20 protein-coding genes are annotated in these 23592 nt (G+C 67.8%); 12 read left to right on the forward strand and 8 right to left on the reverse strand.

What is annotated here, in order from left to right; all coding sequences use genetic code 11:
- The first annotated feature begins 10 nt into the window (after positions 1 to 10).
- Both ACOYJQ_RS13095 and ACOYJQ_RS13100 read left to right on the forward strand, forming a co-directional pair.
- A complete protein-coding gene (locus ACOYJQ_RS13095; protein WP_433458992.1) occupies positions 11 to 3436 on the forward strand; it encodes an acyl-[ACP]--phospholipid O-acyltransferase in 3426 nt (1141 codons plus the stop codon).
- A gap of 338 nt (positions 3437 to 3774) precedes the next feature.
- Positions 3775 to 5001 carry an AGE family epimerase/isomerase gene (locus ACOYJQ_RS13100; protein WP_433458994.1) on the forward strand — a complete coding sequence of 409 codons (1227 nt, stop codon included), beginning with the start codon at positions 3775 to 3777 and terminating at the stop codon, positions 4999 to 5001.
- A 91-nt stretch (positions 5002 to 5092) separates the two neighbouring features.
- Here ACOYJQ_RS13100 and phnN read toward each other — a convergent pair whose 3' ends face one another.
- The 8 genes from phnN to phnG are packed head-to-tail and all read right to left on the reverse strand — an operon-like array spanning position 5093 to position 11478.
- A complete protein-coding gene (gene phnN, locus ACOYJQ_RS13105; RefSeq protein WP_433458996.1) occupies positions 5093 to 5677 on the reverse strand; it encodes a phosphonate metabolism protein/1,5-bisphosphokinase (PRPP-forming) PhnN in 585 nt (194 codons plus the stop codon).
- Positions 5674 to 6828, reverse strand: coding sequence for an alpha-D-ribose 1-methylphosphonate 5-triphosphate diphosphatase (locus tag ACOYJQ_RS13110; RefSeq protein ID WP_433458998.1), 1155 nt, complete (start codon positions 6826 to 6828; stop codon positions 5674 to 5676). Before ACOYJQ_RS13110 ends, phnN begins: the two co-directional genes overlap by 4 nt.
- A 36-nt stretch (positions 6829 to 6864) precedes the next feature.
- On the reverse strand, positions 6865 to 7575 hold the full coding sequence (phnL, locus tag ACOYJQ_RS13115; RefSeq protein WP_433458999.1) for a phosphonate C-P lyase system protein PhnL: 711 nt from the start codon (positions 7573 to 7575) through the stop codon (positions 6865 to 6867).
- Positions 7572 to 8357, reverse strand: a complete 786-nt coding sequence (phnK, locus tag ACOYJQ_RS13120; protein WP_433459000.1) for a phosphonate C-P lyase system protein PhnK — start codon at positions 8355 to 8357, stop codon at positions 7572 to 7574. Before phnK ends, phnL begins: the two co-directional genes overlap by 4 nt.
- Entirely contained in the window at positions 8347 to 9273 is a 927-nt protein-coding gene (locus tag ACOYJQ_RS13125; protein ID WP_433459002.1) for an alpha-D-ribose 1-methylphosphonate 5-phosphate C-P-lyase PhnJ, read from the reverse strand. The genes phnK and ACOYJQ_RS13125 overlap by 11 nt, the downstream gene beginning before the upstream one ends.
- Positions 9270 to 10379, reverse strand: a complete 1110-nt coding sequence (locus ACOYJQ_RS13130; protein WP_433459003.1) for a carbon-phosphorus lyase complex subunit PhnI — start codon at positions 10377 to 10379, stop codon at positions 9270 to 9272. The genes ACOYJQ_RS13125 and ACOYJQ_RS13130 overlap by 4 nt, the downstream gene beginning before the upstream one ends.
- A gap of 2 nt (positions 10380 to 10381) precedes the next feature.
- Positions 10382 to 11008 carry a phosphonate C-P lyase system protein PhnH gene (phnH, locus tag ACOYJQ_RS13135; RefSeq protein WP_433459004.1) on the reverse strand — a complete coding sequence of 209 codons (627 nt, stop codon included), beginning with the start codon at positions 11006 to 11008 and terminating at the stop codon, positions 10382 to 10384.
- Positions 11008 to 11478: a phosphonate C-P lyase system protein PhnG gene (gene phnG, locus ACOYJQ_RS13140; RefSeq protein WP_433459005.1), complete on the reverse strand. Its 471-nt coding sequence runs from the start codon at positions 11476 to 11478 to the stop codon at positions 11008 to 11010. The genes phnH and phnG overlap by 1 nt, the downstream gene beginning before the upstream one ends.
- Positions 11479 to 11701: 223 nt before the next feature.
- Here phnG and phnF point away from each other — a divergent pair, with 223 nt between their 5' ends.
- From phnF to ACOYJQ_RS13190, 10 genes are all read left to right on the forward strand, one after another.
- A complete protein-coding gene (phnF, locus tag ACOYJQ_RS13145; RefSeq protein ID WP_433459006.1) occupies positions 11702 to 12490 on the forward strand; it encodes a phosphonate metabolism transcriptional regulator PhnF in 789 nt (262 codons plus the stop codon).
- A gap of 11 nt (positions 12491 to 12501) precedes the next feature.
- Positions 12502 to 13800: an MgtC/SapB family protein gene (locus ACOYJQ_RS13150; protein WP_433459007.1), complete on the forward strand. Its 1299-nt coding sequence runs from the start codon at positions 12502 to 12504 to the stop codon at positions 13798 to 13800.
- A 117-nt stretch (positions 13801 to 13917) separates the two neighbouring features.
- Positions 13918 to 14916, forward strand: coding sequence for a MaoC family dehydratase (locus ACOYJQ_RS13155; RefSeq protein ID WP_433459008.1), 999 nt, complete (start codon positions 13918 to 13920; stop codon positions 14914 to 14916).
- A gap of 89 nt (positions 14917 to 15005) precedes the next feature.
- Positions 15006 to 15587 carry a cytochrome b gene (locus ACOYJQ_RS13160; RefSeq protein ID WP_433459010.1) on the forward strand — a complete coding sequence of 194 codons (582 nt, stop codon included), beginning with the start codon at positions 15006 to 15008 and terminating at the stop codon, positions 15585 to 15587.
- 69 nt (positions 15588 to 15656) lie between these two features.
- Complete coding sequence (gene rpe, locus ACOYJQ_RS13165) at positions 15657 to 16364, forward strand: ribulose-phosphate 3-epimerase (protein WP_433459011.1); 708 nt, start codon at positions 15657 to 15659, stop codon at positions 16362 to 16364.
- A gap of 25 nt (positions 16365 to 16389) precedes the next feature.
- Positions 16390 to 17697, forward strand: coding sequence for an adenylosuccinate lyase (purB, locus tag ACOYJQ_RS13170; RefSeq protein ID WP_433459013.1), 1308 nt, complete (start codon positions 16390 to 16392; stop codon positions 17695 to 17697).
- Positions 17697 to 18251, forward strand: a complete 555-nt coding sequence (locus ACOYJQ_RS13175) for an RBBP9/YdeN family alpha/beta hydrolase (protein ID WP_433459015.1) — start codon at positions 17697 to 17699, stop codon at positions 18249 to 18251. The genes purB and ACOYJQ_RS13175 overlap by 1 nt, the downstream gene beginning before the upstream one ends.
- A 216-nt stretch (positions 18252 to 18467) precedes the next feature.
- Positions 18468 to 20894, forward strand: a complete 2427-nt coding sequence (gene gyrB, locus ACOYJQ_RS13180; RefSeq protein ID WP_433459017.1) for a DNA topoisomerase (ATP-hydrolyzing) subunit B — start codon at positions 18468 to 18470, stop codon at positions 20892 to 20894.
- 112 nt (positions 20895 to 21006) lie between these two features.
- Entirely contained in the window at positions 21007 to 22224 is a 1218-nt protein-coding gene (locus ACOYJQ_RS13185; RefSeq protein WP_433459018.1) for an MFS transporter, read from the forward strand.
- A gap of 49 nt (positions 22225 to 22273) precedes the next feature.
- Positions 22274 to 23488 carry a lytic murein transglycosylase gene (locus ACOYJQ_RS13190; RefSeq protein WP_433459020.1) on the forward strand — a complete coding sequence of 405 codons (1215 nt, stop codon included), beginning with the start codon at positions 22274 to 22276 and terminating at the stop codon, positions 23486 to 23488.
- Positions 23489 to 23592 lie beyond the last annotated feature (104 nt).

Consider the following 23592-nt stretch of genomic DNA (forward strand, 5'->3'; position numbering starts at 1 on the left):
GGAGCGCAAGATGCCGGCACTGAAAGATTCACGACCGCTGATGTTGTCCCGGCGGTTTGCGCCGTTGTTCTGGACGCAGTATTTCGCCGCGTTTTCCGACAATTTCCTGAAGAACACGCTGGTTTTCGTCATTCTGGCGACCATGGCGGCGGATGCGGCCGCATCGATGGTGACGCTGGCGGGCGCGGTGTTCATGCTGCCCTTCCTGCTGTTTTCGGCGACCGGCGGCGAGATCGCGGACCGTTTCGACAAGGCCGTCGTCGCCCGCTACCTGAAGGGCGCCGAGGTGGGCGTGGTTTTCCTCGCCGCGTTCGGCATCGGCATCGGCTCCGTGCCGGTCATGATGGCGGCGCTGTTCCTGTTCGGCACAGGCGCGGCGTTGTTCGGGCCGATCAAGTACGGCGTCCTGCCCGATTATCTCGACCGCAGCGAGTTGCCGAAGGCGAATGCGTGGATCGAGGGCGGCACGTTCATCGCCATTCTCACGGGCACGATCCTCGCCGGCATCTCGTTCGCCGGCGGCGGCGACAACCCCTATGTCTTCGGCGCGCTGCTGGGGGTGTTCGCGTCGATCGCGTTTCTGGCGAGTTGCCTCATGCCGCGCACGGGATCGGCGGCGCCCGGCCTTGCGATCAATCCGAACATCGCCGCCTCGTCGTGGCATATCCTGCGGGATGTGGTGACGGAGCGGCGGCTGCTGATCACGTCGCTGATGGTTTCGTGGTTCTGGCTGTGCGGCGCCATCGTGATGTCGATCGTACCGCCTTTCGTAAAATCCATCGGCGGTGACGAGCTTGCCATCGCGGTGTGCTTTTCGGTCTTCGCCGTGTCCATCGGCGCGGGTTCGGCCATCGCCGCGTGGCTTTCGGCGGGGCGGATCGTGCTGTTGCAGGCGGTCGTCGGCACCGTCGGCTTCGGGCTGGCCTGTCTCGATCTCTCGCGGCTCATCGCCTCCCTGCCCCCCGCCGACATGCCGGCGGGGGGCCTCGCGTTCTTCCTCCAGCCTTTTGCGATCAACCTCGTCGTCACGCTGGCGCTTGCGGCGATTTCCGGCGCGTTCCTGATCGTGCCGGCCTTTGCGGCGTTTCAGGCGTGGGCGAGGCCGGACGCGCGGGCGCGGGCCGTCGCCGCCAACAACATCATGAACGCGCTGTTCACCACGGCGGGCGGGCTCATCGTTGCCGGCGTGCAGGGCGCGGGCGCCTCGCTGGCGACGGTGACGCTGGGGCTCGGGCTGTCGTCGCTCGTCGCCGGCATCCTCATGTTCCGCTTCCTTCCGACGAAGCCGCTGCGCGATTTTCTCTCCATCCTGTTCCGGGCGTTTTTCCGGCTCGAAGTGAAGGGCCTTGAAAACCTTGAAAAAGCAGGCCCCGCGCCGATCCTCGCGCTGAACCACGTTTCCTATCTGGATGCCGTTCTGGCGCTGGCGCTGACCGAAAACGGAACCTTGCGCAAGCCGGTGTTCGCCATCCACGCCGGCGTGGCGAAAAAATGGTGGGTGAGGCCCTTCCTGCCGCTGGTGAATGCCGTGCCGCTCGATCCGACGAAGCCGATGGGCACGCGCACGCTCATCCGCCTCGTCGAGGCCGGCAACCCTCTCGTCATCTTTCCCGAGGGCCGCATCACGGTGACGGGCAGTCTGATGAAGGTCTATGACGGAGCGGCCATGGTGGCGGACAAAACCGGCGCGATGGTGGTGCCGATCAAGATCGACGGCCTGGAACGCACGCCGGTGTCGCATCTGTCGTCCATGCAGACGCGCCGCCAACTGTTTCCCAAGGTCAGGGTGACGATCAACCCGCCGGAACGCCTCGCGGTGCCGCCTGCGATCGTCGGGCGCAAGCGCCGCATGGCCGCCGGCGCGCAGCTCTACGGCATCATGTCGAATCTCGTGTTCTCGACCTCCGGCAAGACGGGCACCGTCTTCGAGGAGATCGTGCGCGCGGCCGCCGATTTCGGCACAGGGCGCGTCGCGGTCGAGGATCCGCTGTCCGGCCCGCTGACCTATGGCGGCCTGCTCACCGGCGCGCGGGCGTTGGGGCGGGAATTGCTGTCCCGTTTGCCCGGTCACGAGGCGGTCGGCGTGCTGCTGCCCAATTCCAACGCCGTGGCGGTGACGTGGCTGGCGCTGCTGTCGGCGGGCAAGGTGCCGGCGATGCTGAATTTTTCCGCCGGGGTTCTGAACATCCGCGCCGCCTGCGCTGCGGCCGAAGTACGCGGCATCGTCACCTCCCGCGCTTTCGTGGAGCGCGCGCGGCTCGGCGCGGCGGTCGAGGCGCTGGAGGCGGAGGGCGTCGGGTTCCTCTGGCTGGAGGATATTCGTCCGCAAATCGGCCCGTGGCGAAAAGTCCTTGCCCGGCTGAACCGGAGCCGTCCGCTCATCCGCAGGCGCGCCGGCGACCGGGCCACGATCCTCTTCACCTCGGGCTCGGAAGGCACGCCCAAAGGCGTCGTGCTGACTCACGCCAACATACTGGCGAACGCGGCGCAGGCGGCGGCGCGGGTCGATTTTCATAAGGGCGACAAGGTGTTCAACGTCCTGCCGGCATTCCACTCCTTCGGGTTGACGGCGGGCACGGTGCTGCCGCTCGTCTATGGGGTGCCGGTGTATTTCTATCCTTCGCCGCTGCATTACCGGATCATCCCGGAAGTGATCTACGGATCGAACGCCACCATCATCTTCGGCACGGATACCTTCCTCGCTGGTTACGCGCGCACGGCGCACCCTTACGACTTCCGCTCGGTGCGGTATTGCTTCGCCGGTGCGGAGCCGGTGAAGGCATCGACGCGCACGACCTACATGGACAAGTTCGGCCTGCGCATTCTGGAAGGCTATGGCGTGACCGAAGCCGCGCCGGTGATCGCGCTGAACACGCCCATGTACAGCAAGCCCGGCAGCGTGGGCAAGCTGATGCCGGGCATCGAGGCGCGGCTCGAGCCGGTGGAGGGCGTGGCCGAGGGCGGACGGCTGTTCATCCGCGGCCCGAACATCATGGCCGGTTATCTGCGGGCCGAAAACCCCGGCGTTCTGGAGCCTCCGGCGGACGGCTGGCACGATACGGGCGATATCGTCAGCATCGACGAGGACGGCTTCGTCACCATCCTCGGCCGGGCGAAGCGCTTCGCCAAGATCGGCGGCGAGATGGTCTCGCTCGCGGCCGTGGAAGCGCTGGCGGCGGAACTGTGGCCGGGCGTGCCGCTGGCGGTGACGGCGTTGAGCGATGCGCGCAAGGGCGAAAGGCTGGTGCTGGTCGTGGAGAGCGCGGGCGCGAGCCGCGGCGATCTGCTCGCTTTCGCCCGCCGCAAGGGCGTGAACGAACTCGCCGTGCCGGCGGAGGTGATGACCGGCGCCATTCCGCTGCTCGGCTCCGGCAAGCCCGACTACGGCGCGCTGAAAGCGCTTGTCGAACGCGGCAGGCCCGAAACGTCGGCGTGAAGCCTGTCCCGGCGCGCGGCCTGTCCCCGACGATCGGATGAGCAGTCCGATCGTCAAACATCGTTGCGATTGAAGGACAGGCGCGCAACAGTATGTCTTGACAAGAAAATAGATGATCCGTTGCGACGGCGCGAGTGACAGCATGTCCCGGTTGTGTTATCAGGTCGCCGTTTGACGAGATCGAAGCATTGAATGGTGATCTGCGCCCTCACGGACCGGTCGAAGACCGGGCGCGCGGGTGTCGAATTGCGTTAACGGCTTGTTCTGGATTTCGCGTCTAGTGCGGCCGCAAGTTTTGGCAACCGCGAGCAGCCGCCCGCACGGGCACCCGGAGAACCATGGGCACGATATTGGGCCACACGCCACTTGCGGAAGCACGCGACGAGAGCGCTCTTCGCGCAGCGAATGACGGGCTGCGCGAGATCCTGCGGCGTTATCGCGGCGTTCTGTTCGAGCAGGTGCTCCCGCTGTGGTCGACGGTCGGGATGGAGCAGGCGCGCGGCGGATATGCCGAAACGCTGTCCGCCGCCGGCCGGGGCGCGCCGGGGCCGCGGCGCGTGCGCGTCACCGCCCGGCAGGTATATTCGGTTTGCGAGGCGGCGGAACTCGGCTGGAACAAGCTCGCCGCGGCTGCCTGCGTCCGCCACGGCTATCGTTTTCTCCTCACCCACGCGAATGCCGACGGTTTCCTTTTTCACACCTTGGCCGCCGACGATACGGTATCGGACATCGGTTTCGACCTCTACGATCAGGCGTTCTTGCTCTTCTCCTACGCGCATGCATGGCGCCTGCTGGGCGACGCGGACATCGCCGCGCGCGCGAAGGCGCTGCACGCGGCGATCCGCGCGCATTTCGCTCACGCGCAGGGCGGCTTCGTCAACCGCGTCGACAGGCCGTTCCCGCTGCGATCCAACCCGCACATGCATCTTCTCGAAGCCGCGCTGGCGTGGATCGAGGCCGATCCCGCCGACGCGCGCTGGCGCGAATTTGCCGATATGGTGGCGGGGCTCTTCCTGGCGCATTTCGTGGACCGCGAACAGGGAGTGCTGCGGGAGACCTTCGAGCCCGACTGGACGCCCATCCGCGAGGCGGGCCTTTGCCGCGTCGAGCCGGGGCACAATTACGAATGGGCCTGGCTGCTGCTGCGCTGGCAGACGCTGACGGGCGGCGACGCGGCGGGCTTTCCGCTGCGCATGATCGCCTTTGCGGAGACGAAGGGATATGATCCCGTTCGCCGCGTCGCGGTCAACGAAGTGTGGTCCGACGGTTCCGCCTGCGATCCCAGGGCGCGGCTGTGGCCGCAGACCGAGCGCCTCAAGGCGTGGATCGCCGTGGCGCGGCGCGCGCAGGGAACCGACAGGGCGCACGCCGAAGTGCATGCCCTCGATGCCGCCCGCACGCTGATGAGCTACATGGAAAAGCCGGCCGGCGGGCTGTGGCGCGACGTGATGCTGGAAGACGGCGGGTTCGCCTCCGGCGACGCGCCGGCAAGCTCCCTTTATCACATCATCTGCGCCATCGGCGAACTGAACCGCTACATCGACGGTCTCGATTCCGCTTCTTAGGGCGGCGTGCGCTCAAGTCGATTTATCAGCATGAACGCAAACCGCTCCGGTCCGGATCAGCCGACAAGGCCCCGAACCGGCGGATTGAGGCTCAGGCGGGCGCGTTCGCGTTTCCGGTTTTCTCGACGACCCGCCGCAGGAAACTGACGAGCCGCTCGCCGCCGATTTCCACCGGCCCCGTGTTCATGATGGTGAGATCCGGCGTGAGCACGGCGCTCAGGTTGCGGTTTCGCTCCAGACGGGCGGCGATGCTGGCGCTCGATTCGCGACCGCGTTTGCGCAGCCGCTCGGTGATGACGGTGGGCGGCGCGGTGATCAGCACCACATAGACATGCGGAAAACGCTCGAAAACGGTGGAAACGATGGCGCGCGAGACGTTGCAGACGGCAACCTTGCCTCCGGCGATCGCCTCGCTGACTTCTTTCGGCAGCGCATAGCTCAGGCCGTTGGCCTGCCAGTGCAGCGAGAAATCCCCGTTGCGCACGCCTTCGTCGAAGGCCTCCTGCGAAATCGTCTCGTGATCTTCCGAGTCGTTTCGCGGCCGTGTCACCAGCCGGCGCGGAAACACGATGCTGTCGTCGCCGACAAGCCCCTCGCGCGCTTTCGCGAGCAGGCTGTCCTTGCCGGCGCCGCTTGGCCCGACGATACAGACGAATGCGCCGGGAGGATGCGTCATGCCACTCTGCGCCCCTCACGCCAGACTTCCCGCACCACCGGCACGTCGCCGGAAAGGCGCACCCGCACCATGTCCGCGCGCAGCCCCGCCGCCAGCGCGCCCCGGTCGTCCAGCCCGGCGGCGCGGGCGGGATTGGCCGTCACAGTCGCCACCGCCTGCGGCAGGCCGATGTCCGGCACGCGCCGGGGCAGGTCGAAAGCGGCCATCAGCAGGCTTGCCGGCACGTAGTCTGACGACAGAAGATCGAGAATGCCCTCGCGCGCCAGCGCCTCCGCCGCGATGTTGCCGGAGTGCGAGCCGCCGCGCACCACGTTGGGGCCGCCCATCATCACCTGGATGCCCGCCGCGTGGGACGCCTGCGCGGCTTCCAGCGTGGTGGGGAACTCGGCGACGGCCACGCCGTCCGCGACGGCCTGCGCCACATGCTCCGCCGTGCCGTCGTCGTGGCTCGCGAGCACCGCGCCGTGTTTGCGCGCGAAGTCGACCAGCGCGGCGCGGTGCGGCGCCGCATAGCGCTCATGGAGATCGAGACGCCAGGAGATGAGCTTGTTGGCTTCCTCGTCGGAAGCGTCCGACTTGCCCATGTAATAGGTTTTCCAGATGGCGATATCGCGGAACTGGCGCTGGCCCGGCGTATGGTCCATCAGCGACATGAGATGCACCGGATAGCGCGCGGCGAAGCCTTCCGCCTGCTCCAGCACGTCCGAGGAGGAAATCTCGCAGCGCAGGTGCGTGCGGTGCTCGGCGCGCAGGTAGCCCGACGCCTTCGCGTTCGCGAGCGCTTCCGACAATTGCCAGAGATCGTCGTTGTTCAATGCCGCGAGGTCGAAATCCGAACCGACACGCAGCGAATCGTAGACCGTGGTGATGCCGGCGGCGGCGATCTGCGCATCGTAGGCCATGACGGCGCTCGTCGCGTGCCAGCGCACATGCGGCCGTGGAATGAAATGGCTTTCGATGTGGTCGGTGTGCAGTTCGATCAGGCCGGGCAGCACGTAGTCGCCCTCGACGTCGATGCCCCGCTCCGGCGCCCCGCCCTCTCCGATTTCGGCGATCCTGCCCCCGGAAACGGCGATCCAGCCCTGCGGCGCCACGCGGTCGGGCAGGATCAGGGTTGCGTTTTCCAGGATGAAATTGTCGGTCGTCGTCATGAAGTCTCTGCTTCCCGGCATTCGTGTCGGCTGGTTTCAGGCTGCGCGTGATTCGGCGAAATCGCGGATGTCGATGATGCGATCGGCCACGCGCGCCCGCACGTCGTCGTCATGGAATATGCCGATCATGGCCATACCGCGGCGCTTGCGCTCGTTGATCATATCGACCACCACCCGCCGGTTGTCGGCGTCCAGCGAGGCGGTGGGCTCGTCGAGCAGCAGCAGCGGCTGCTCCGCGGCCAGCCCGCGCGCGACGTTCACGCGCTGCTGCTCGCCGCCCGAGAACGTCGCCGGCGGCAGGGTCCACAGGTTTTCCCGCACGTTCAGCATGGCCAGCAGGCTGCGCGCGTGCGCCCGCGCCTGCTCGGGCGCGAGCCCGCCCTCGCGCGCCGCCTCGGCCACGATCTCCAGCGTCGGCACGCGCGGAATGACGCGCAGGAACTGGCTGACATAGCCCATGGACCTGCGGCGCAGGGCAAGCACCCGGCGCGGCGACGCCGTGGCGACATCGACGTAGCTCCCGCCGTCATCGACGAGAATGGAGCCGCGATCGCAGCGATAGGTGCCGTAGATCATCTTCAGGATGGACGATTTGCCCGCGCCCGACGGGCCGCCCAGCACCACGCATTCCCCCGGATCGACGGTGAAGCTCACGTCCGTGACCACGCCGATCCGCGTCCCGCCTTGAAGATGGAGCGTGAAACTCTTGGAGACGTTGTCGAGAATCACCACAGGTTGCGTACTCATGCCGCCAGCACCGAAGAAACGAGAAGTTGGGTATAGGCTTCACGCGGATCGTCCAGCACCTGATCCGCAAGGCCGGCCTCGATGACATGGCCAGCTTTCATCACCATAATGCGGTGAGACAACAATCGTGCGACGGCCAGATCGTGCGTGACGATGACGACCGCGAGCCCCATTTCGCGCACGAGCCCGCGCACGAGATCGAGCAGCCTCGCCTGCACCGAGACGTCGAGGCCGGAAGTGGGCTCGTCCATGAAGACGAGGCGCGGCCCCGTCACCAGATTGCGTGCGATTTGCAGGCGCTGGCGCATGCCGCCGGAAAAGCTTTTCGGCGTGTCGTCGATGCGGCCGACATCGATTTCCACGCGCTCCAGCCAGTCGCCGGCCGTGGCCCGGATGCGCCCGTAGTGGCGGGCGCCGACGGCCATCAGCCGTTCGCCGACATTGCCGCCCGCCGAGACGCCCATGCGCAGCCCTTCCCGCGCGTCCTGGCGCACGAAGCCCCAGTCCGTGCGCAGCAGCAGGCGGCGTTCCGTTTCCGTCAGGCCGGCGAGATCGCGCGTCTCGCCGTCGCGCATGCGGTAGAGCACCGCGCCCGATGTCGGCGCGAGCTCGCTGGCGAGCAGCGACAGCAGCGTCGACTTGCCGGAGCCCGATTCGCCCACGATGGCCAGCACCTCGCCCTCGAAGAGATCGAAGGAAACATCCGCGCAGCCGAGGCGCTCGCCGTAGTATTTCGTCAGGCCGCGCGCCGACAGCAGCGGCCGGTCCTCGTCAACGCTCATCCGCATTCCTCCCGCCGCCTTCCTGCCAGCCGGGCGACATCGTGCCGACGAAACCCTGCGCGCGCCGCTCCTCGCAAAAATCCGTGTCCGAGCAGACGAACATGCGCCCGCCCCGGTCGTCGAGCACCACCTCGTCCAGATAGACGTCTTCCGCGCCGCACAGGGCGCAAGGGGCGGCAAACCGCTGCACGCTGAACGGATGGTCCTCGAAGTCGAGACTGCGGACGCTCGTGTGCGGCGGCACGGCATAGATGCGCTTCTCGCGGCCGGCGCCGAAGAGTTGCAGCGCCTCGCTCATGTGCATCTTGGGATTGTCGAATTTCGGAATCGGCGACGGGTCCATCACATAGCGTCCCGCCACCTCCACCGGATAGGCGTAGGTCGTCGCGATGTGGCCGTGGCGGGCGATGTCCTCGTAAAGCTTGACCTGCATCAGCCCGTAATCCCTCAGCGCGTGCAGCCGGCGGGTTTCGGTCTCGCGCGGCTCCAGAAAGCGCAGCGGCTCCGGGATCGGCACCTGATAGACGATGATCTGCCCCGCCTTCAGCGGCTTTTCGGGAATGCGATGGCGCGTCTGGACGATGGTTGCCTTCGCCGTATGCGTCGTGGTGGCGACGCCCGCCGTCCTGGCGAAGAACTTGCGGATCGATACGGCGTTCGTCGTGTCGTCCGAGCCCTGATCGATGACCTTCAGCGTGTCGTCGCGGCCGATGATCGCCGCCGTCACCTGCACGCCGCCGGTGCCCCAGCCGTAGGGCATCGGCATTTCCCGCGAGGCGAAGGGCACCTGATAGCCGGGGATGGCGATCGCCTTGAGGATCGCGCGCCGGATCATGCGCTTCGTCTGCTCGTCGAGATAGGCGAAGTTGTAGCCGTGCGTCCGGCCCGCTTCCGGCGCGTTTCCGCTTTCGCTCATTCCCGCGCTCCTTCCGTTTCGCCCGTCCGCTCGCCGCGCATGCGGCGGACCAGCTCCAGCTCGGCCTGGAAATCGACGTAATGCGGCAGTTTCAGATGCTCCACGAAGCCCGTCGCCTGCACGTTGTCGCAATGGGAGAGCACGAATTCCTCATCCTGCGCCGGCGCGCCGGTTTCCTCGCCGAACTCGCGGGCGCGCAAGGCGCGGTCCACGAGCGCCATCGCCATCGCCTTGCGCTCGCTCTGGCCGAACACGAGGCCGTAGCCGCGCGTGAACTGCGGCGGCTTGTCGGCCGAGCCGCGGAACTGGTTGACCATCTGGCATTCGGTGAGGCGAATGGTGCCGAGCGGCACCGCGAAACCAAGCTCCTCCGGCACGAATTCCACCGCCACCTCGCCGAAGCGGATTTCGCCCACGAAGGGATGCGTGCGCCCGTAGCCGCGCTGGGTGGAATAGCCGAGCGCGAGCAGAAAACCTTCGTCGCCGCGCGCCAGCGCCTGCAAGCGCTGGTCGCGTCCGGCGGGAAAAGCCATCGGCTCGCGCGTGATGTCGGGCGCGGGGCCTCCCTCGCCGCCCGGCTCGCGTTCGATCAGGCTTTCATGGTCCAGCAGGTCGGTGACGCGCGGCGCGGCGGCCGGCCCGTCGCCGATGTTCGTGTCAGTGTCAATGCCGGCCTGCGCCGGTTCGGGCACTGTGCCGCCCGCCTCCAGCAGAAAATCGATCAGCCGGTGCGTGTAGTCGAACGTCGGCCCCAGCACCTGCCCGCCCGGCAGGTCCTTGTAGGTGGCCGAAATGCGCCGCTCGATGGCCATCGCCGCCGTGTCGACGGGCGCCGATTGCCCGAAGCGCGGCAACGTGGTGCGAAAGGCGCGCACGAGAAAGATCGCCTCCACGAGATCGCCGCGTGCCTGCTTGATGGCCAGGGCGGCGAGCGCGGGATCGTAAAGCGAGCCCTCCGCCATGACGCGCTCGGTCGCCAGCGTGAGTTGGCCGGCGATCTGCGCCGGCGTGATTTCGGCCGTCGCCGGGTCGCCGCGCCGGGCATGGGCGAGAAGCCGGTGGGCGTTGTCGATGGCGGCCTCGCCGCCCTTGACCGCGACATACATCGTCACATCCCCTCGATCAAAGTGGACGAGCGCGGGATGGCGGCGATCCGCCCGCCGCCGGCGAACAGGCAATCGACGCCGCGCGGAAAGCGCGCCCGGTTGCGCCGCAACTGCGCCCGGAAATCCGCCGGCAGCGGCGCGACGGCAAGCGCCGCCCGCCCCGCGATGCCCGGACCTTCGAGAACGAGGGCGCCGGCGTCGTCCGCCGGCGCGGCGGTGATCGTCTCGGCCGCGATGACGAGCGTGGTCGAACGGTCGGGATAATCCTCAAGCCCCTGCGCGAACGTCTCCAGCGCCGGCATGCGGCCAGGATCACTGATCAGCGCGAAGGCGGCATCGGCCGGATCGCCGACGACCGGCGCGCCGGTGTGAAAGCGCAGGTAGGAGGATACGGCCTCTGCCTCCGACAGCGCCGCGTCGAGCCACAGAGGCGCTTCCCGGTCGGCCAGCGTCAGGGCGACGGCCGCCACTTCCGGCGTCAACGGCGCGGGCGGCGCGATATCGAAGGGCATCCGCCCGATGGTGCCGGGGCGGGCCAGCGCATCCATCAGCACGCGGAAAAGCGCCTGCGACTGGCCTGCCGCATCGGAAAAACCCGCTGCCGGAAGAGAATGGAGCGCATCGGTCATCAATCCTCTCCCCGCACCATGGTGAAGAAATTGACGCGGGTCGCCGCCGTCCGCGCCGCCCGCACGCCCGCTTCCTCCGCCAGACGCGCCTCGACCGGCGCAAGCGCCGCCTCCACCGCCGCGCGGTGCGCTTCGTCCTGCCAGAGCGCGTCGAGGGTCGCCGCGAGCCGCGCCCGCTCCCGGTCGCGGCCGAGATGGTAGGCGAAGCCGCTATGGTCGCCTACGCGCACGGCGGCGCGCGAAACGGTCGCCTCGCCGATGTTGAACGGCGCACCGTCGCCGCCCATGCGCCCCTGCACCATCACGAGGCCCGTCTCCGGCGGGCGCAGATCCGCCGGCCCGGACGCCGGGGCAAGCGAACCGAGCGCCTCGCGCAAGTCGTCCGACGTCGCCGCAGCGCACAGGGCCATCACGCGCCGGCGGGCCGGTTGCTGGGCAAATTCCGCGCCAATGCTGGCTGTATCGACCATATTTTCGTCTTTTGCGGTTGCAGGTGACATCGGGATCGGGAACGATAACGTCGCCGCAATCGAAGGCCGGACTTGCGGGACCGACCTTACCCGACAACAAATTTGTTTACATGTATAGACAACAGGATTGAAAGTGTCCAGTGACGGTTTGATGACAGGCCGTCGAAGGCCGCATGGCCAGCGGGACGATCATCGACAACTAAGGGAAATGGACGACCGGAAGATGACGACACGACAGGGAGCTTCGGCCGTCCGGGAAGGTGTGCACGAGCCCTCGCCGGCGCTTGTGCGCGGCGAAGGCGTGGCAGCATGGCGGCGCATCGCCGATGAGATCGAGGCGGATATCGCGACCCAGCGCCTGGCGCCCGGCACGCAACTGCCCACCGAGGCGCAATTGGCGGCGCGTTTCGGGGTCAATCGTCACACCGTGCGCCGCGCCCTGGCGACGCTGGCCGACCGCGGGCTCCTGCGCGCCACGCAGGGGCGCGGCACTTTCGTCGAGAACAGGCCGCTCGCCTATCCCATCGGCCCGCGCACGCGCTTTTCCGAGAACGTCCTGCGCGAGCGTCATGAGCCGGGGGGCGAGTTTCTCGGCGCGGAGCGGCAGCCGGCCGCGCCGATGGTGGCGCGCGCGCTCGGCGTGGCGGAAGGCGCTCCCGTGCTTGCGGTGAGAGCGCGGCGCTTCGCCGACGGCACGCCGGTGTCGTGCAGCATGCTTTACCTGCCGCTGCCGCGTTTCGAGGGGTTCGAGGAGGCCTACCGCCGGCACCTCGCGGTCACGCCGGCGATGGCGGATTGCGGCGTCGCCGATTTTTTCCGGGTGGAGACGCGCATTTCCGCCCGCACGGCGACCCGCGACGAAGCCGTCCATCTCGACCTTGCGCCGGGCCGGCTGGTGATCACGGCGACCGGCATCGACGCCGATGTGGACGGTGTGCCGATCCAGCTCGGGCAGACCGCTTTCGCCGCCGACAGGGTGGAACTCGTCGTCACCAGCGACGAGCGAGGCTGAGCGGACGGCGGATGGATACGTCGTCGCTCGTTTTTCAGCTCGGGCTGTCGCTGGCGATCGGTTTGCTCGTCGGCACGGAACGGCATTGGCGGGACCGCGCCGATGCGCCGGGGGCGCGCACGGCCGGCATCCGCACCTTCGGCATCACGGGCCTGCTCGGCGGGCTCACCGGCGCGGTGGCGCAGGCGGGCGCCGCCGCATTTCCATCGGCTCCCGCCATGCTCGCGGGCGCGGTGTTCCTGGCCTTTTCCGCCGTGTTCGGCCTGTTCAAATGGCGGGAGGCGCAGGAGGAGCACGATTTCAGCGTCACCACGGTGATCGCCGGGCAGGCCACACTGCTGCTCGGCTGCCTCGCCGTTCTCGGCGATCCCGCCACGGCGGGGGCTGCGGCCATCGCGCTCACCCTGCTGCTGGCCGGCCGCGAGACGCTGCATGCCTTCGTCGCCCGCCTGACGTGGCCGGAGCTGCGTTCCGCCGTCTTCCTGCTCGCGATGGCCTTCATCGTGCTGCCGCTGTTGCCCGACCGCACCGTCGACCCCTTCGACGCCGTGAACCCTGCCGAGATATGGGTGTTCGCCATCGCGCTGGCGGGCGTGTCGTTCGTCGGCTATGTGGCGGAGCGGATTTTCGGCGCTTCGCGCGGCCCGCTGATCGCCGGCATCGCCGGCGGGCTCGTCTCCTCGACGGCGGTGGCGCTGACGGCGGCGCGGGATTCGGCGGCCGGACCGTTGCCGGTTCACACCATCGCCGCCGGCGCGCTCGCCGCGAGCGCGGTGTCGGTGACGCGCGGCATCGTTCTGGTGATGCTGTTCGCGCCCGCCATGCTGTCGACGCTGCTCCCGGCGCTCGCCGGCATCACCGTCGTGATCACCGCCGCGGCCGTCGTCTGCTCCATGATGACGGTTGCGGCGCCGGACGCGGCCGCATCCGCCGATCGCTCCCGGCCGGGCGCGGAGAATCCGTTCGAGATCGGCTCCGTGGTGAAGCTTGCCGCGATCATCGCCTTCGCCACCGTCGCCGCGCGCGTCGCGGCGGCGACTTTCGGCGATCAGGGAACCGTCGCCGTTTCCGTGATCATGGGGCTGGTCGATATCGACTCGGTCATTCTCTCGATCACCCGCCTGTCGGACGCGGCGCTGTCGGCCGGCACGCGGGAACTGTCGATTCTGGCCGCCATCGCCACCAACATTCTCGCCAAGATGGCCTACAGCCTCGCCCTCGGCTCGCGGCGCTACGGCCTGCTCATCGCGGCCGTCTCCCTCGCCTCCCTCGTCGCCGGGGCTCTTGTGGCGGCCGTGACACTGGTGTAGCAAGAAACAAACAAGTGTTAGGACGCCGCGCCGGCCACGCCGGCGGGGCGGAACCGGCACGACGGGGAGGCGGGCGGGACGATCGCCGGCCATCGGAAGCGCACAGGAGATGAAGGCGTGGCCACCTGTTTCTTCGAGGATTTCGTTGCCGGCGATGTCGTGACCTACGGCTCGCGCACCCTGAGCGCGGACGATATCATCGCCTTTGCGAGCGAATACGATCCCCAGCCCATGCATGTCGACGCACAGGCCGCGCGCATGAGTTTCGCGGGCACGCTGATCGGCTCCGGCTGGCATACCTGCGCCGTTGTCATGCGGATGTTCTACGATCACGTGCTCGTGGATTCCACCAGCATGGGCTCGCCCGGCGTCGACGAGGGGCGCTGGGTGAAGCCTGTGCGGCCGGGCGACACGTTGCGCGTGCGTCAGACCATCGTCGAGACGCGCGCATCCCGCAGCCGCCCGGACATGGGGCTGGTGGATTTCGCTTTCGACGTGCTGAACCAGCACGAGGAAACCGTCTACCGGCAGCGTGCGTGGGTGATGTTCGGCCGCCGCGACGCGCTGCCCGCAGCGGCGCGGCCGCAGGAGCGCCCGCCCGCCGGCGTGCCGGCGCAGCCGGAAGCGCCGCTCGCCGGTGCGCCGCGCCTCTGGCTCGACGATCTTGCCGTCGGCAGCACGGTGGCGCTCGGCAGCCATCATTTTACCGCCGAGGAGATCGTTCGTTTCGCCCATGCATTCGATCCGCAGCCTTTCCATACCGATCCCGAGGCCGCGCGCGGCACGCATTTCGGTGCGCTTTGCGCCTCCGGGTGGCATACGGCGGCGGTGTGGATGAAGCTCAACGTGGCTTATCGGGAGGCTGAAACGCGCTCGGCCGACGCGCCGGCGGCCCGGCTCGGCCCGTCGCCCGGCTTCACCGGACTGCGCTGGCTGCGGCCCGTCTATGCCGGCGATCGGCTGACCTACAGCAGCACGATCACGGCCCGGCGCGTGTCATCGTCGCGGCCGGGCTGGGGCATCGTGGAAACGGACAATCTGGCCGTCAACGCGGGCGGCGAGACGGTCTTCCGCTTCTCCGGCGCGGTATTCTGGGAGCGGCAAAACGCCGGTTGACGCGCCCCACACGTCATTGTCATTTGTCGCACGGCGCAGTTTCGGTCAGTCTGGCCGGACGGATTTCGCATCAGTTGAGGCATGAGACGATGCAATGGCTTGATACGCGGGAAAAATACGGCATCGTCAGCCGTGTGCTGCATTGGGGCATGGCGGGGCTGTTGCTCTGGCAGTTCACGGGGATGGTGCTGCGCGGCATATTCGGGCGCGTTCCGCCGGTTTCCTTCTTCGTCGGCTCGCACGGCGCCATCGGTGCGCTGCTTTTCACGCTGATCGTCGTGCGGTTGCTCTGGGGGCTGACGAATCGCAGCCGTCGCCCCTTCTACGAGCCCGGCGTGCTCGGGCTGCTGGCGAAAGCGGGGCATCTCGCGCTTTACGTCCTGATGCTGGTCGTGCCGCTGCTGGCGCTTCTGCGCGCCTACGGTTCGGGCCGGGGTTTCCAGCCCTTCGGCATCCCGCTGTTTCCGGCCACCGGAGAACAGACCGCGTGGCTGATGGCGCCGGCGAATGCGGCGCACGGCCTGCTGGCATGGGTGCTGCTGCTTCTCATCGCCGGCCATGTCGGCATGGTGCTGGTGCATCAGTTCATCTGGCGCGACGACGTGGCGGGCCGGATGCTGCCCGCCGCCGGAAGAAGGGCTGCGGGCGGCACGGCCTCTCCCGCGCGGTGACGGAAAATGCGCGGCAGGCATTGCCGCGTTGCGCTCCCGCCCCTGACATGCTACGCGCCTGACATGTTCATGGAACCTGTCAACCCGGTGCGCGGCATGTCGTCTCTGTCTATAGCTCCCTCGATTCTCGCGTCCGATTTCGCCCGCTTCGGCGAGGAGGTCAAGGCCATCGACGGCGCGGGCGCCGACTGGGTGCATGTCGATGTGATGGACGGTCACTTCGTGCCCAACATCAGCTTCGGGCCGGAGGTGGTGCGCGCCATCCGGCCGCTGACGCGCAAGATTCTCGACGTGCATCTCATGATCGCGCCCGTCGATCCCTACCTGCCGGCGTTTGCCGACGCGGGCGCCGACATCATCACCGCCCATGTCGAGGCCGGGCCGCATCTCCACCGCACCCTGCAAACCATCCGCCATCTGGGCAAGAAGGCCGGCGTCGCGCTCAACCCGGCGACGCCCGTGAGCGCGCTCGAACATGTGCTGGATGACGTGGATCTCATTCTGGTGATGAGCGTCAACCCCGGTTTCGGCGGACAGACCTTCATCCCCGCCGCCGTCGGGAAGGTGGCGCAGGCGCGTGCGCTCATCGGCGAGCGGCCGATCGTGATCGAGGTCGACGGCGGCGTGACCGCGGAAACCGCGCCGGCGATCGTGCGCGCCGGCGCGCGCGCGCTCGTGGCCGGCTCGGCCGTGTTCCGTGGCGGGCCCGCGGCGTATGCCGATAATATTTCCGCCATTCGCAAGGCCGGCGAATCCGTTATTGGTGAATGGGTCTGACAGAATTTTTGCCTGAGGTACCGAGATGATTCCGCGTTACAGCCGCCCCGGGATGGTCGCCATCTGGTCGCCGGAAACGAAGTTCCGCATCTGGTTCGAGATCGAGGCGCACGCCACCACCGCACTCGCCGAACTCGGCGTGGTGCCGAAGGAAGCGGCGGAAATCGTCTGGGAGAAGGGATCGAAGGCCACGTTCGACGTCGCCCGCATCGACGCCATCGAGCGCGAGGTCAAGCACGACGTCATCGCGTTCCTGACGCATCTGGCCGAGATCGTCGGTCCCGAGGCGCGCTTCGTGCATCAGGGGATGACGTCTTCCGACGTGCTCGACACCTGCCTCAATGTCCAGCTTGCGCGGGCAAGCGACATCCTCCTCGCCGATCTCGACGCGCTGCTCGCGGCGCTGAAGCGGCGCGCCTTCGAGTACAAGCTCACGCCCACCATCGGCCGCTCGCACGGCATCCATGCCGAGCCCGTGACTTTCGGGCTGAAGCTGGCGCAGGCGTATGCGGAGTTTTCCCGCGCGCGGGAGCGGCTCGTCGCGGCGCGCGCGGAAATCGCGACCTGCGCCATTTCGGGGGCGGTCGGCACCTTCGCCAATATCGACCCTTCCGTCGAGGCTTATGTCGCCGAAAAGCTCGGCCTGTCGGTGGAGCCCGTCTCCACGCAGGTCATCCCGCGCGACCGGCATGCCATGTATTTCGCGACGCTCGCGGTCATCGCCTCGTCCGTGGAGCGGCTGGCCGTGGAGGTGCGCCATCTGCAACGCAGCGAGGTTTACGAGGCGGAAGAGTTCTTCTCCGAAGGGCAGAAGGGCTCTTCGGCCATGCCGCACAAGCGCAACCCCGTGCTGACGGAAAACCTCACCGGCCTCGCCCGCATGGTGCGCGCCTATGCCCTGCCGGCGATGGAGAACGTGGCGCTGTGGCATGAGCGCGACATCTCGCATTCCTCCGTCGAGCGCATGATCGGGCCGGATGCGACGGTGACGCTCGATTTCGCGCTGGCGCGGCTTGCCGGGGTCATCGACAAGCTGGTCGTCTACCCGCAGAACATGCAGGCCAATCTGGACAGGCTCGGCGGGCTGGTGCACTCTCAGCGGGTGCTGCTCGCGCTGACGCAGAAGGGCGTCTCCCGCGAGGACGCCTATCGGCTGGTGCAGCGCAACGCCATGCCGGTGTGGCGCGGGGAAGGCGATTTCCTCACGCTGCTGAAGAACGACAAGGAGGTCGGGGCCGTTCTGTCCGATGCCGAAATCGAGGAGAATTTCGATCTCGGCTATCACTTCAAGCATGTCGATACCATTTTCCGGCGGGTCTTCGGAGAGTCGTGATGCGCATTTCTCAATGCGACGTGCTGATCGTGCCCGGTCTTGCGGGTTCGGATGAGGATCATTGGCAAAGCCGCTGGGAGGAACGCCTGTCGTCGGCGACGCGCGTCGAACAGGCGGACTGGCACAACCCGGACCGCGAGGCGTGGGTGGAGAATCTCGTGCAGGCCGTCGCGGCCGCGACGCGGCCGGCCGTGATCGTCGCCCATAGCCTCGGCACCCTCGCCGCCGCGCATGCGGCGCCCCGGTTCGCGGCGGGCAAGGTGATCGGCGGTTTTCTCGTCGCGGTTCCCGATGCGGAGCAGGCGGCCGATCTGCCGCCGCAGGTCGGTGCGTTCGCGCCGGTCCCGACGGCGCCCCTGCCCTTTCCGGCCCTGCTGGTGGCCAGCCGCAACGATCCGTTCTGCACCTTCGCCCGTGCGCAGGAAATCGCGCTCGACTGGGGGGCGCAGATCGTCGACGCCGGAGAGGTCGGCCACCTCAATGCGGCCTCCGGTCACGGTCCCTGGCCCGAGGGACTGATGCGGCTGGGGCATTTTCTGGGCCGGCTCGGCTGAGGCGCTCCCTGAAGCGCCGTCGCTCCCATGCCCCGACGGCGGCGCGGGTGTCATAAGCCCGGATCGCGTGGGGAAATGGCCCGCGAAGGGTGCAATTTTCGTTTCCCGACATTACATTAGCTTGTCGGCCGCGCGGCGATTCGTCCGGTTGCGCTCGCCTGTTCCGCGCCGATGGATCTCCCCGCCCCCGTGGCGTGTATACCTCAAGGAAGCGTAATGTCCGAACCCGCCCGTGAGCTTCAGCCCGACGAATACGGAGCCGACTCGATCAAGGTGCTGAAGGGGCTCGACGCCGTTCGCAAACGGCCGGGCATGTATATCGGCGATACCGATGACGGCTCCGGCCTGCATCACATGGTCTACGAGGTCGTCGACAACGCCATCGACGAGACGCTTGCCGGCTATGCCGATCTCGTCACCGTCACGCTCAACGCCGACGGCTCCGTCACCGTCACCGACAACGGGCGCGGCATCCCCACCGATATCCATGCGGAGGAAGGCATTTCGGCGGCCGAGGTCATCATGACCCAGCTTCATGCCGGCGGCAAGTTCGACCAGAATTCCTACAAGGTTTCCGGCGGTCTGCACGGCGTCGGCGTGTCGGTCGTCAACGCGCTTTCCACCTGGCTGAAGCTGCGCATCTGGCGCGGCGGCCGCGAGCATCTCATCGAGTTTCGCCACGGCGAGGCGGTGGCGCCGCTGGCGGCGATCGGCGATGCAGCCGGCCGGCGCGGCACGGAGGTGACGTTTCTGGCAAGCCCCGAAACCTTCTCCATGACGGAGTACGACTACGCCACGCTGGAGCATCGGCTGCGGGAACTCGCGTTCCTCAATTCCGGCGTGCGCATTCTGCTCACCGACAACCGCTCCGCCGAGCGCAAGGCGGAGGAGATGCATTACGAGGGCGGCATCGAGGCTTTCGTGCGTTATGTCGACCGCGCCAAGCAGCCGCTCATCGAGAAGCCGATCGTGGTGGAGGGCCGCCGCGACGGCATCGAGGTGCAGGTCGCGCTGTGGTGGAACAACAGCTATCACGAGAATGTGCTGTGCTTCACCAACAACATCCCGCAGCGCGACGGCGGCACGCATCTGGCCGGCTTCCGCGCGGCCCTCACCCGGCAGGTGAACGGCTATGCGGAATCCTCCGGCACGACGAAGAAGGAAAAGGTGTCGCTGACCGGCGACGATTGCCGCGAGGGGCTCACGGCCATCGTCTCCGTGAAGGTGCCCGATCCGAAATTTTCCTCGCAGACCAAGGACAAGCTCGTGTCTTCCGAGGTGCGCCCGGTGGTCGAGAGCGTGCTCAACGAAACGCTGGCGACGTGGTTCGAGGAAAACCCGGCGGACGCGAAGACGGTCATGGCGAAGGTGGTGGAAGCGGCGGCGGCCCGCGAGGCGGCGAGGCGCGCGCGCGAGCTGACGCGCCGCAAGGGCGCGCTCGACATCGCGTCGCTCCCCGGCAAGCTCGCCGATTGTCAGGAGCGCGATCCGGCGAAATCCGAGCTGTTCCTCGTCGAGGGCGACTCGGCCGGCGGCTCCGCCAAGCAGGGCCGCGCCCGCGAGTATCAGGCCGTGCTGCCGCTGCGGGGCAAGATCCTCAACGTCGAGCGCGCTCGGTTCGACAAGATGCTCTCCAGCCAGGAAATCGGCACGCTGATCACGGCGCTGGGCACCGGCATCGGGCGCGAGGATTTCAAGCCGGAGAAACTGCGCTACCACAAGATCATCATCATGACGGACGCCGACGTCGACGGCAGCCACATCCGCACGCTGCTGCTGACGTTCTTCTTCCGCCAGATGCCTGAACTGATCGAGCGCGGCCATATCTTCATCGCCCAGCCGCCGCTCTACAAGGTGACGCGCGGCAAATCCCAGCAATACCTGAAGGATGAGCGTGCGCTCGAGGATTATCTGATCGAGGTGGGCACCGACGGGGCGGTGCTCAAGGTCGCGAGCGGCGAGGAGCGCGCGGGCGCTGATCTGCGCACGCTGGTGGAAGAGGCGCGCATGGTGCGTCAGGTGCTCGACCATCTGCACACGCGCTACAACCGCGTCGTCGTGGAGCAGGCGGCCATCGCCGGGGCGCTGCGCCCGCAACTGCTCGACGAGCCCGACAAGGCGCTGGAGGCCGCGGCCTATGTCGCCCGCCGGCTCGACGCGATTTCCGACGAGACGGAACGCGGCTGGGAGGGCAGCGTCGCCGCCGGCGGTTTCGTGCTCTCGCGCACGGTGCGGGGCGTGCGGCAGGTGGCCACGCTCGACCTCGCCCTGCTGGAATCGGCCGACGCGCGGCGTCTCGACGAGCTGTCGCCCCGCCTTCAGGACGCCTACGGCCGCCCGGCGAGCCTGACCCGCAAGGGCGAGACGTCCGTCGTCACCGGTCCGGTGTCGCTGTTCGAGAGCGTGACGGCCTCCGGCCGCAAAGGCTTGCAGATGCAGCGCTACAAGGGGCTGGGCGAGATGAACCCCGATCAGTTGTGGGAAACGACGCTCGATCGCGACAACCGTTCACTGTTGCAGGTGCGCGTGCGCGAGGTGGCGGCGGCGGACGATATCTTCGTCAAGCTGATGGGCGACGTGGTGGAGCCGCGGCGCGAGTTCATTCAGGACAACGCGCTGGCTGTCGCCAATCTCGACGTGTAATGACGGCAACGCAGCGGGGCCATGTCCGGTCGGCCCTTGCGCGGGAGGGAGCCTGTCGGCACTTTTCGCCGGCGGCGTTCCCTGCCGCTTCCACTCGCATGGGAAAGTGACAATGGCTTCCCTCCGCACGCCGTCATCCGCCGCCGCCGCGCCTGCGCCGCACGCCCTCGGTTTCTCCACGGTTTTCGCCATGGCGGCGGTCTGCGCCTTCGCCGTCGCCAACACTTACTACAACCAGCCGATGATGGTGCTGATGGCGCGCGACCTCGGGGCGCCCGAGACCTCCGCCGGCTTCATCACCACCGCGACGCAGGCGGGTTACACCATCGGCCTTGCGCTGCTGGCGCCGCTGGGCGACCGCTTCGAGCGGCGCGGCCTCATTCTGCGCGTGATTGGGCTGCTCGTGCTGGCGCTGCTGGCGGCGAGCGCCGCGCCCACGTTTCCGCTGTTGTTGCTGGCGAGTTTCTGCGTCGGGATGTTCTCGATCGTCGCGCAATACACGATTCCGATGGCGGCGGCATTGAGCCCGCCGGAAACGCGCGGCAGCGTCATCGGCATCGTCATGGCGGGATTGCTCACCGGTATTCTGGGCGCGCGGGCGCTGGCCGGGCTGGTTGCCGACCTCGCCGGCTGGCGGGCGATGTTCCTCATCGCGGCGGCGATGATGGTGCTCGTTGCGGGCGTCGTGCGCTTCGCCCTTCCGCCGCTCGCGGCCACGTCGTCGCTCGGCTACGGCGCGCTGTTGCGTTCCCTGCTGCCGCTGTGGCGGGAAGAGCCGGTGCTGCGCGAGGCGACCGTCGTCGCCGCCTTCGCCTTCGCCACGTTCAACGTGTTCTGGACCACGCTCACGCCGCATCTCGCCAGTCCCGAACTCGGCTACGGGCCGACGGTGGCCGGCCTGTTCGGCCTGATCGGCCTTGCGGGCGCGTTGACGGCAACCATCGCCGGGCGGCTCGCCGACCATATCGCGCCGCGCGCCATCGTCGGGGGGGCAACGGTGCTGCTCGTCGTGGCCTTCGCCATCATGGGCGTCTCCGGCCATCTCCTCATCGGCCTCGTCGTCGGCGTCATCGTGCTCGATATCGGCCTGCAAGGCGTGCAGATCGCCAGCCAGACGCGCATTTTCGCCCTTCAGCCGCAGGCGCGCAACCGCGTCAACACCATCTTCATGACGGCCTATTTCATCGGCGGCACGTCGGGCTCGTTCATCGGCACGCTGGCATGGCGATTCGGCGGCTGGCCGGGCGTGGCGCTGGCGGGAACGGGCCTTGCGGCGGCCGGCATCGCGTTTCATCTGCTCGGGCCGCGATTGTTTTCGGCGCGGTCTTGACGTACCGGCGACATCTGCCAAACTCCCCGTCGGAATGAGGGGCCACGATATGCAGCGCAATGTGATCAGGGCCGCTATCGCGGCATCTCTCGCCGCTTCGGCAATGTTTCTTCCCGCCGCCGCGAACGCCGCCTGTCAGCGGGAGGGCGGCTTCGGATCGTGGCTTGAAGGCGTTCGGCGCGAGGCCCTCTCCGCGGGGATATCGCCCGCCGCCGTTTCCGCCGGTCTCGACGGCGTGGCCTACGATCCCAAGGTCGTGTCGCTCGACCGCGGACAGGGCGTTTTCGGACAGAGCTTCCTGCAATTCTCCGATCGCATGGTGTCCGCCGGGCGCTTGCAGCAGGGGCGCAAGCAGATCGCCGCGCATCGCGGCACTTTTCAGCGGATCGAGGCCGATTTCGGCGTGCCCGCCTCCATCATCACCGCGTTCTGGGGGCTGGAGACGGATTTCGGCGCCAACAACGGCAAGTTCCCGGCGTTGAGGTCGCTTGCCACGCTCGCCTACGACTGCCGCCGCCCGCAGCTTTTCCGCCCGCAGCTCATCGATGCGCTGCGGCTCATCGAGCGCGGCGATCTCGCTCCCTCGCAGATGGTCGGTGCGTGGGCCGGCGAAATCGGGCAGGTGCAGTTCATGCCCTCCGATTACCTTCGTCACGCGCTCGACTACAACGGCAACGGACGGCGCGACCTCATCCGCGATACCGCCGACGCGCTCGGCTCCGCCGGCAACTACCTGTCGAAACTCGGCTGGCGGCGCGGACAGCCGTGGCTGGAGGAAGTGCGCGTGCCGGCTGAACTGCCATGGGAGAACGCCGGGCTGGACCGGAACCAGCCGCGCTCGCGCTGGGCGAGCCTTGGCGTCACCCGCGCGGACGGCTCCCGCCTGCCTGCCGACGGCCTGTCCTCCTCCCTGCTGCTGCCGATGGGCAAGGACGGCCCGGCTTTCCTCGCCTATCCCAATTTCCACATTCTGCTGAAGTGGAATCAGTCTTTCATCTACGTCACCACGGTCGGCTACTTCGCCAACCGGCTGGACGGCGAGCCTGCCGTGCGGCGCGGCGGCAAGATCAATCATCTGGGGCCCAAGCAGGTCAGCGAGTTGCAGCGCCTGCTGAATGCGCGCGGCTTCGCTGCCGGCAAGGTCGACGGCATGATCGGCGCGGACACGCGGGCCGGCACCCGCGAGGCCCAGCTTCGTTACGGCCTGCCGGCGGACGGCTACCCGACCGCCACGCTGCTGGAGCGGCTGCGCGGCGGCAATTGAAGCGTTTTCGGGCAAGGCGAATATCGGCTTGCGTGAAGGAAACGCGATGGGTTGAAAAGCTTTGTCTTTCTGCGTTGCAATGAAACACGGAAAGACTTCGCGTT

Origin of the sequence: Pseudochelatococcus sp., from assembly GCF_050946405.1 — a bacterium.
Taxonomy (GTDB): Bacteria; Pseudomonadota; Alphaproteobacteria; order Rhizobiales; family Beijerinckiaceae; genus Pseudochelatococcus.

Excerpts from the sequence above, each read along its gene's own strand:
- ACOYJQ_RS13130 (WP_433459003.1), bottom strand. The coding sequence starts at position 10,379 with ATGTATGTCGCGGTCAAGGGCGGCGAGGCCGCCATCGACAACGCCCAC.
- ACOYJQ_RS13125 (WP_433459002.1), bottom strand. The coding sequence starts at position 9,273 with ATGAGCGAAAGCGGAAACGCGCCGGAAGCGGGCCGGACGCACGGCTAC.
- gyrB (WP_433459017.1), top strand. The coding sequence starts at position 18,468 with ATGTCCGAACCCGCCCGTGAGCTTCAGCCCGACGAATACGGAGCCGAC.
- rpe (WP_433459011.1), top strand. The coding sequence starts at position 15,657 with ATGGAACCTGTCAACCCGGTGCGCGGCATGTCGTCTCTGTCTATAGCT.
- ACOYJQ_RS13160 (WP_433459010.1), top strand. The coding sequence starts at position 15,006 with ATGCAATGGCTTGATACGCGGGAAAAATACGGCATCGTCAGCCGTGTG.
- ACOYJQ_RS13190 (WP_433459020.1), top strand. The coding sequence starts at position 22,274 with ATGCAGCGCAATGTGATCAGGGCCGCTATCGCGGCATCTCTCGCCGCT.
- phnN (WP_433458996.1), bottom strand. The coding sequence starts at position 5,677 with ATGACGCATCCTCCCGGCGCATTCGTCTGTATCGTCGGGCCAAGCGGC.
- ACOYJQ_RS13095 (WP_433458992.1), top strand. The coding sequence starts at position 11 with ATGCCGGCACTGAAAGATTCACGACCGCTGATGTTGTCCCGGCGGTTT.
- phnL (WP_433458999.1), bottom strand. The coding sequence starts at position 7,575 with ATGAGTACGCAACCTGTGGTGATTCTCGACAACGTCTCCAAGAGTTTC.
- ACOYJQ_RS13175 (WP_433459015.1), top strand. The coding sequence starts at position 17,697 with ATGCGCATTTCTCAATGCGACGTGCTGATCGTGCCCGGTCTTGCGGGT.
- purB (WP_433459013.1), top strand. The coding sequence starts at position 16,390 with ATGATTCCGCGTTACAGCCGCCCCGGGATGGTCGCCATCTGGTCGCCG.
- phnK (WP_433459000.1), bottom strand. The coding sequence starts at position 8,357 with ATGAGCGTTGACGAGGACCGGCCGCTGCTGTCGGCGCGCGGCCTGACG.
- ACOYJQ_RS13150 (WP_433459007.1), top strand. The coding sequence starts at position 12,502 with ATGGATACGTCGTCGCTCGTTTTTCAGCTCGGGCTGTCGCTGGCGATC.
- ACOYJQ_RS13185 (WP_433459018.1), top strand. The coding sequence starts at position 21,007 with ATGGCTTCCCTCCGCACGCCGTCATCCGCCGCCGCCGCGCCTGCGCCG.
- ACOYJQ_RS13100 (WP_433458994.1), top strand. The coding sequence starts at position 3,775 with ATGGGCACGATATTGGGCCACACGCCACTTGCGGAAGCACGCGACGAG.
- phnG (WP_433459005.1), bottom strand. The coding sequence starts at position 11,478 with ATGGTCGATACAGCCAGCATTGGCGCGGAATTTGCCCAGCAACCGGCC.
- ACOYJQ_RS13110 (WP_433458998.1), bottom strand. The coding sequence starts at position 6,828 with ATGACGACGACCGACAATTTCATCCTGGAAAACGCAACCCTGATCCTG.
- phnF (WP_433459006.1), top strand. The coding sequence starts at position 11,702 with ATGACGACACGACAGGGAGCTTCGGCCGTCCGGGAAGGTGTGCACGAG.
- phnH (WP_433459004.1), bottom strand. The coding sequence starts at position 11,008 with ATGACCGATGCGCTCCATTCTCTTCCGGCAGCGGGTTTTTCCGATGCG.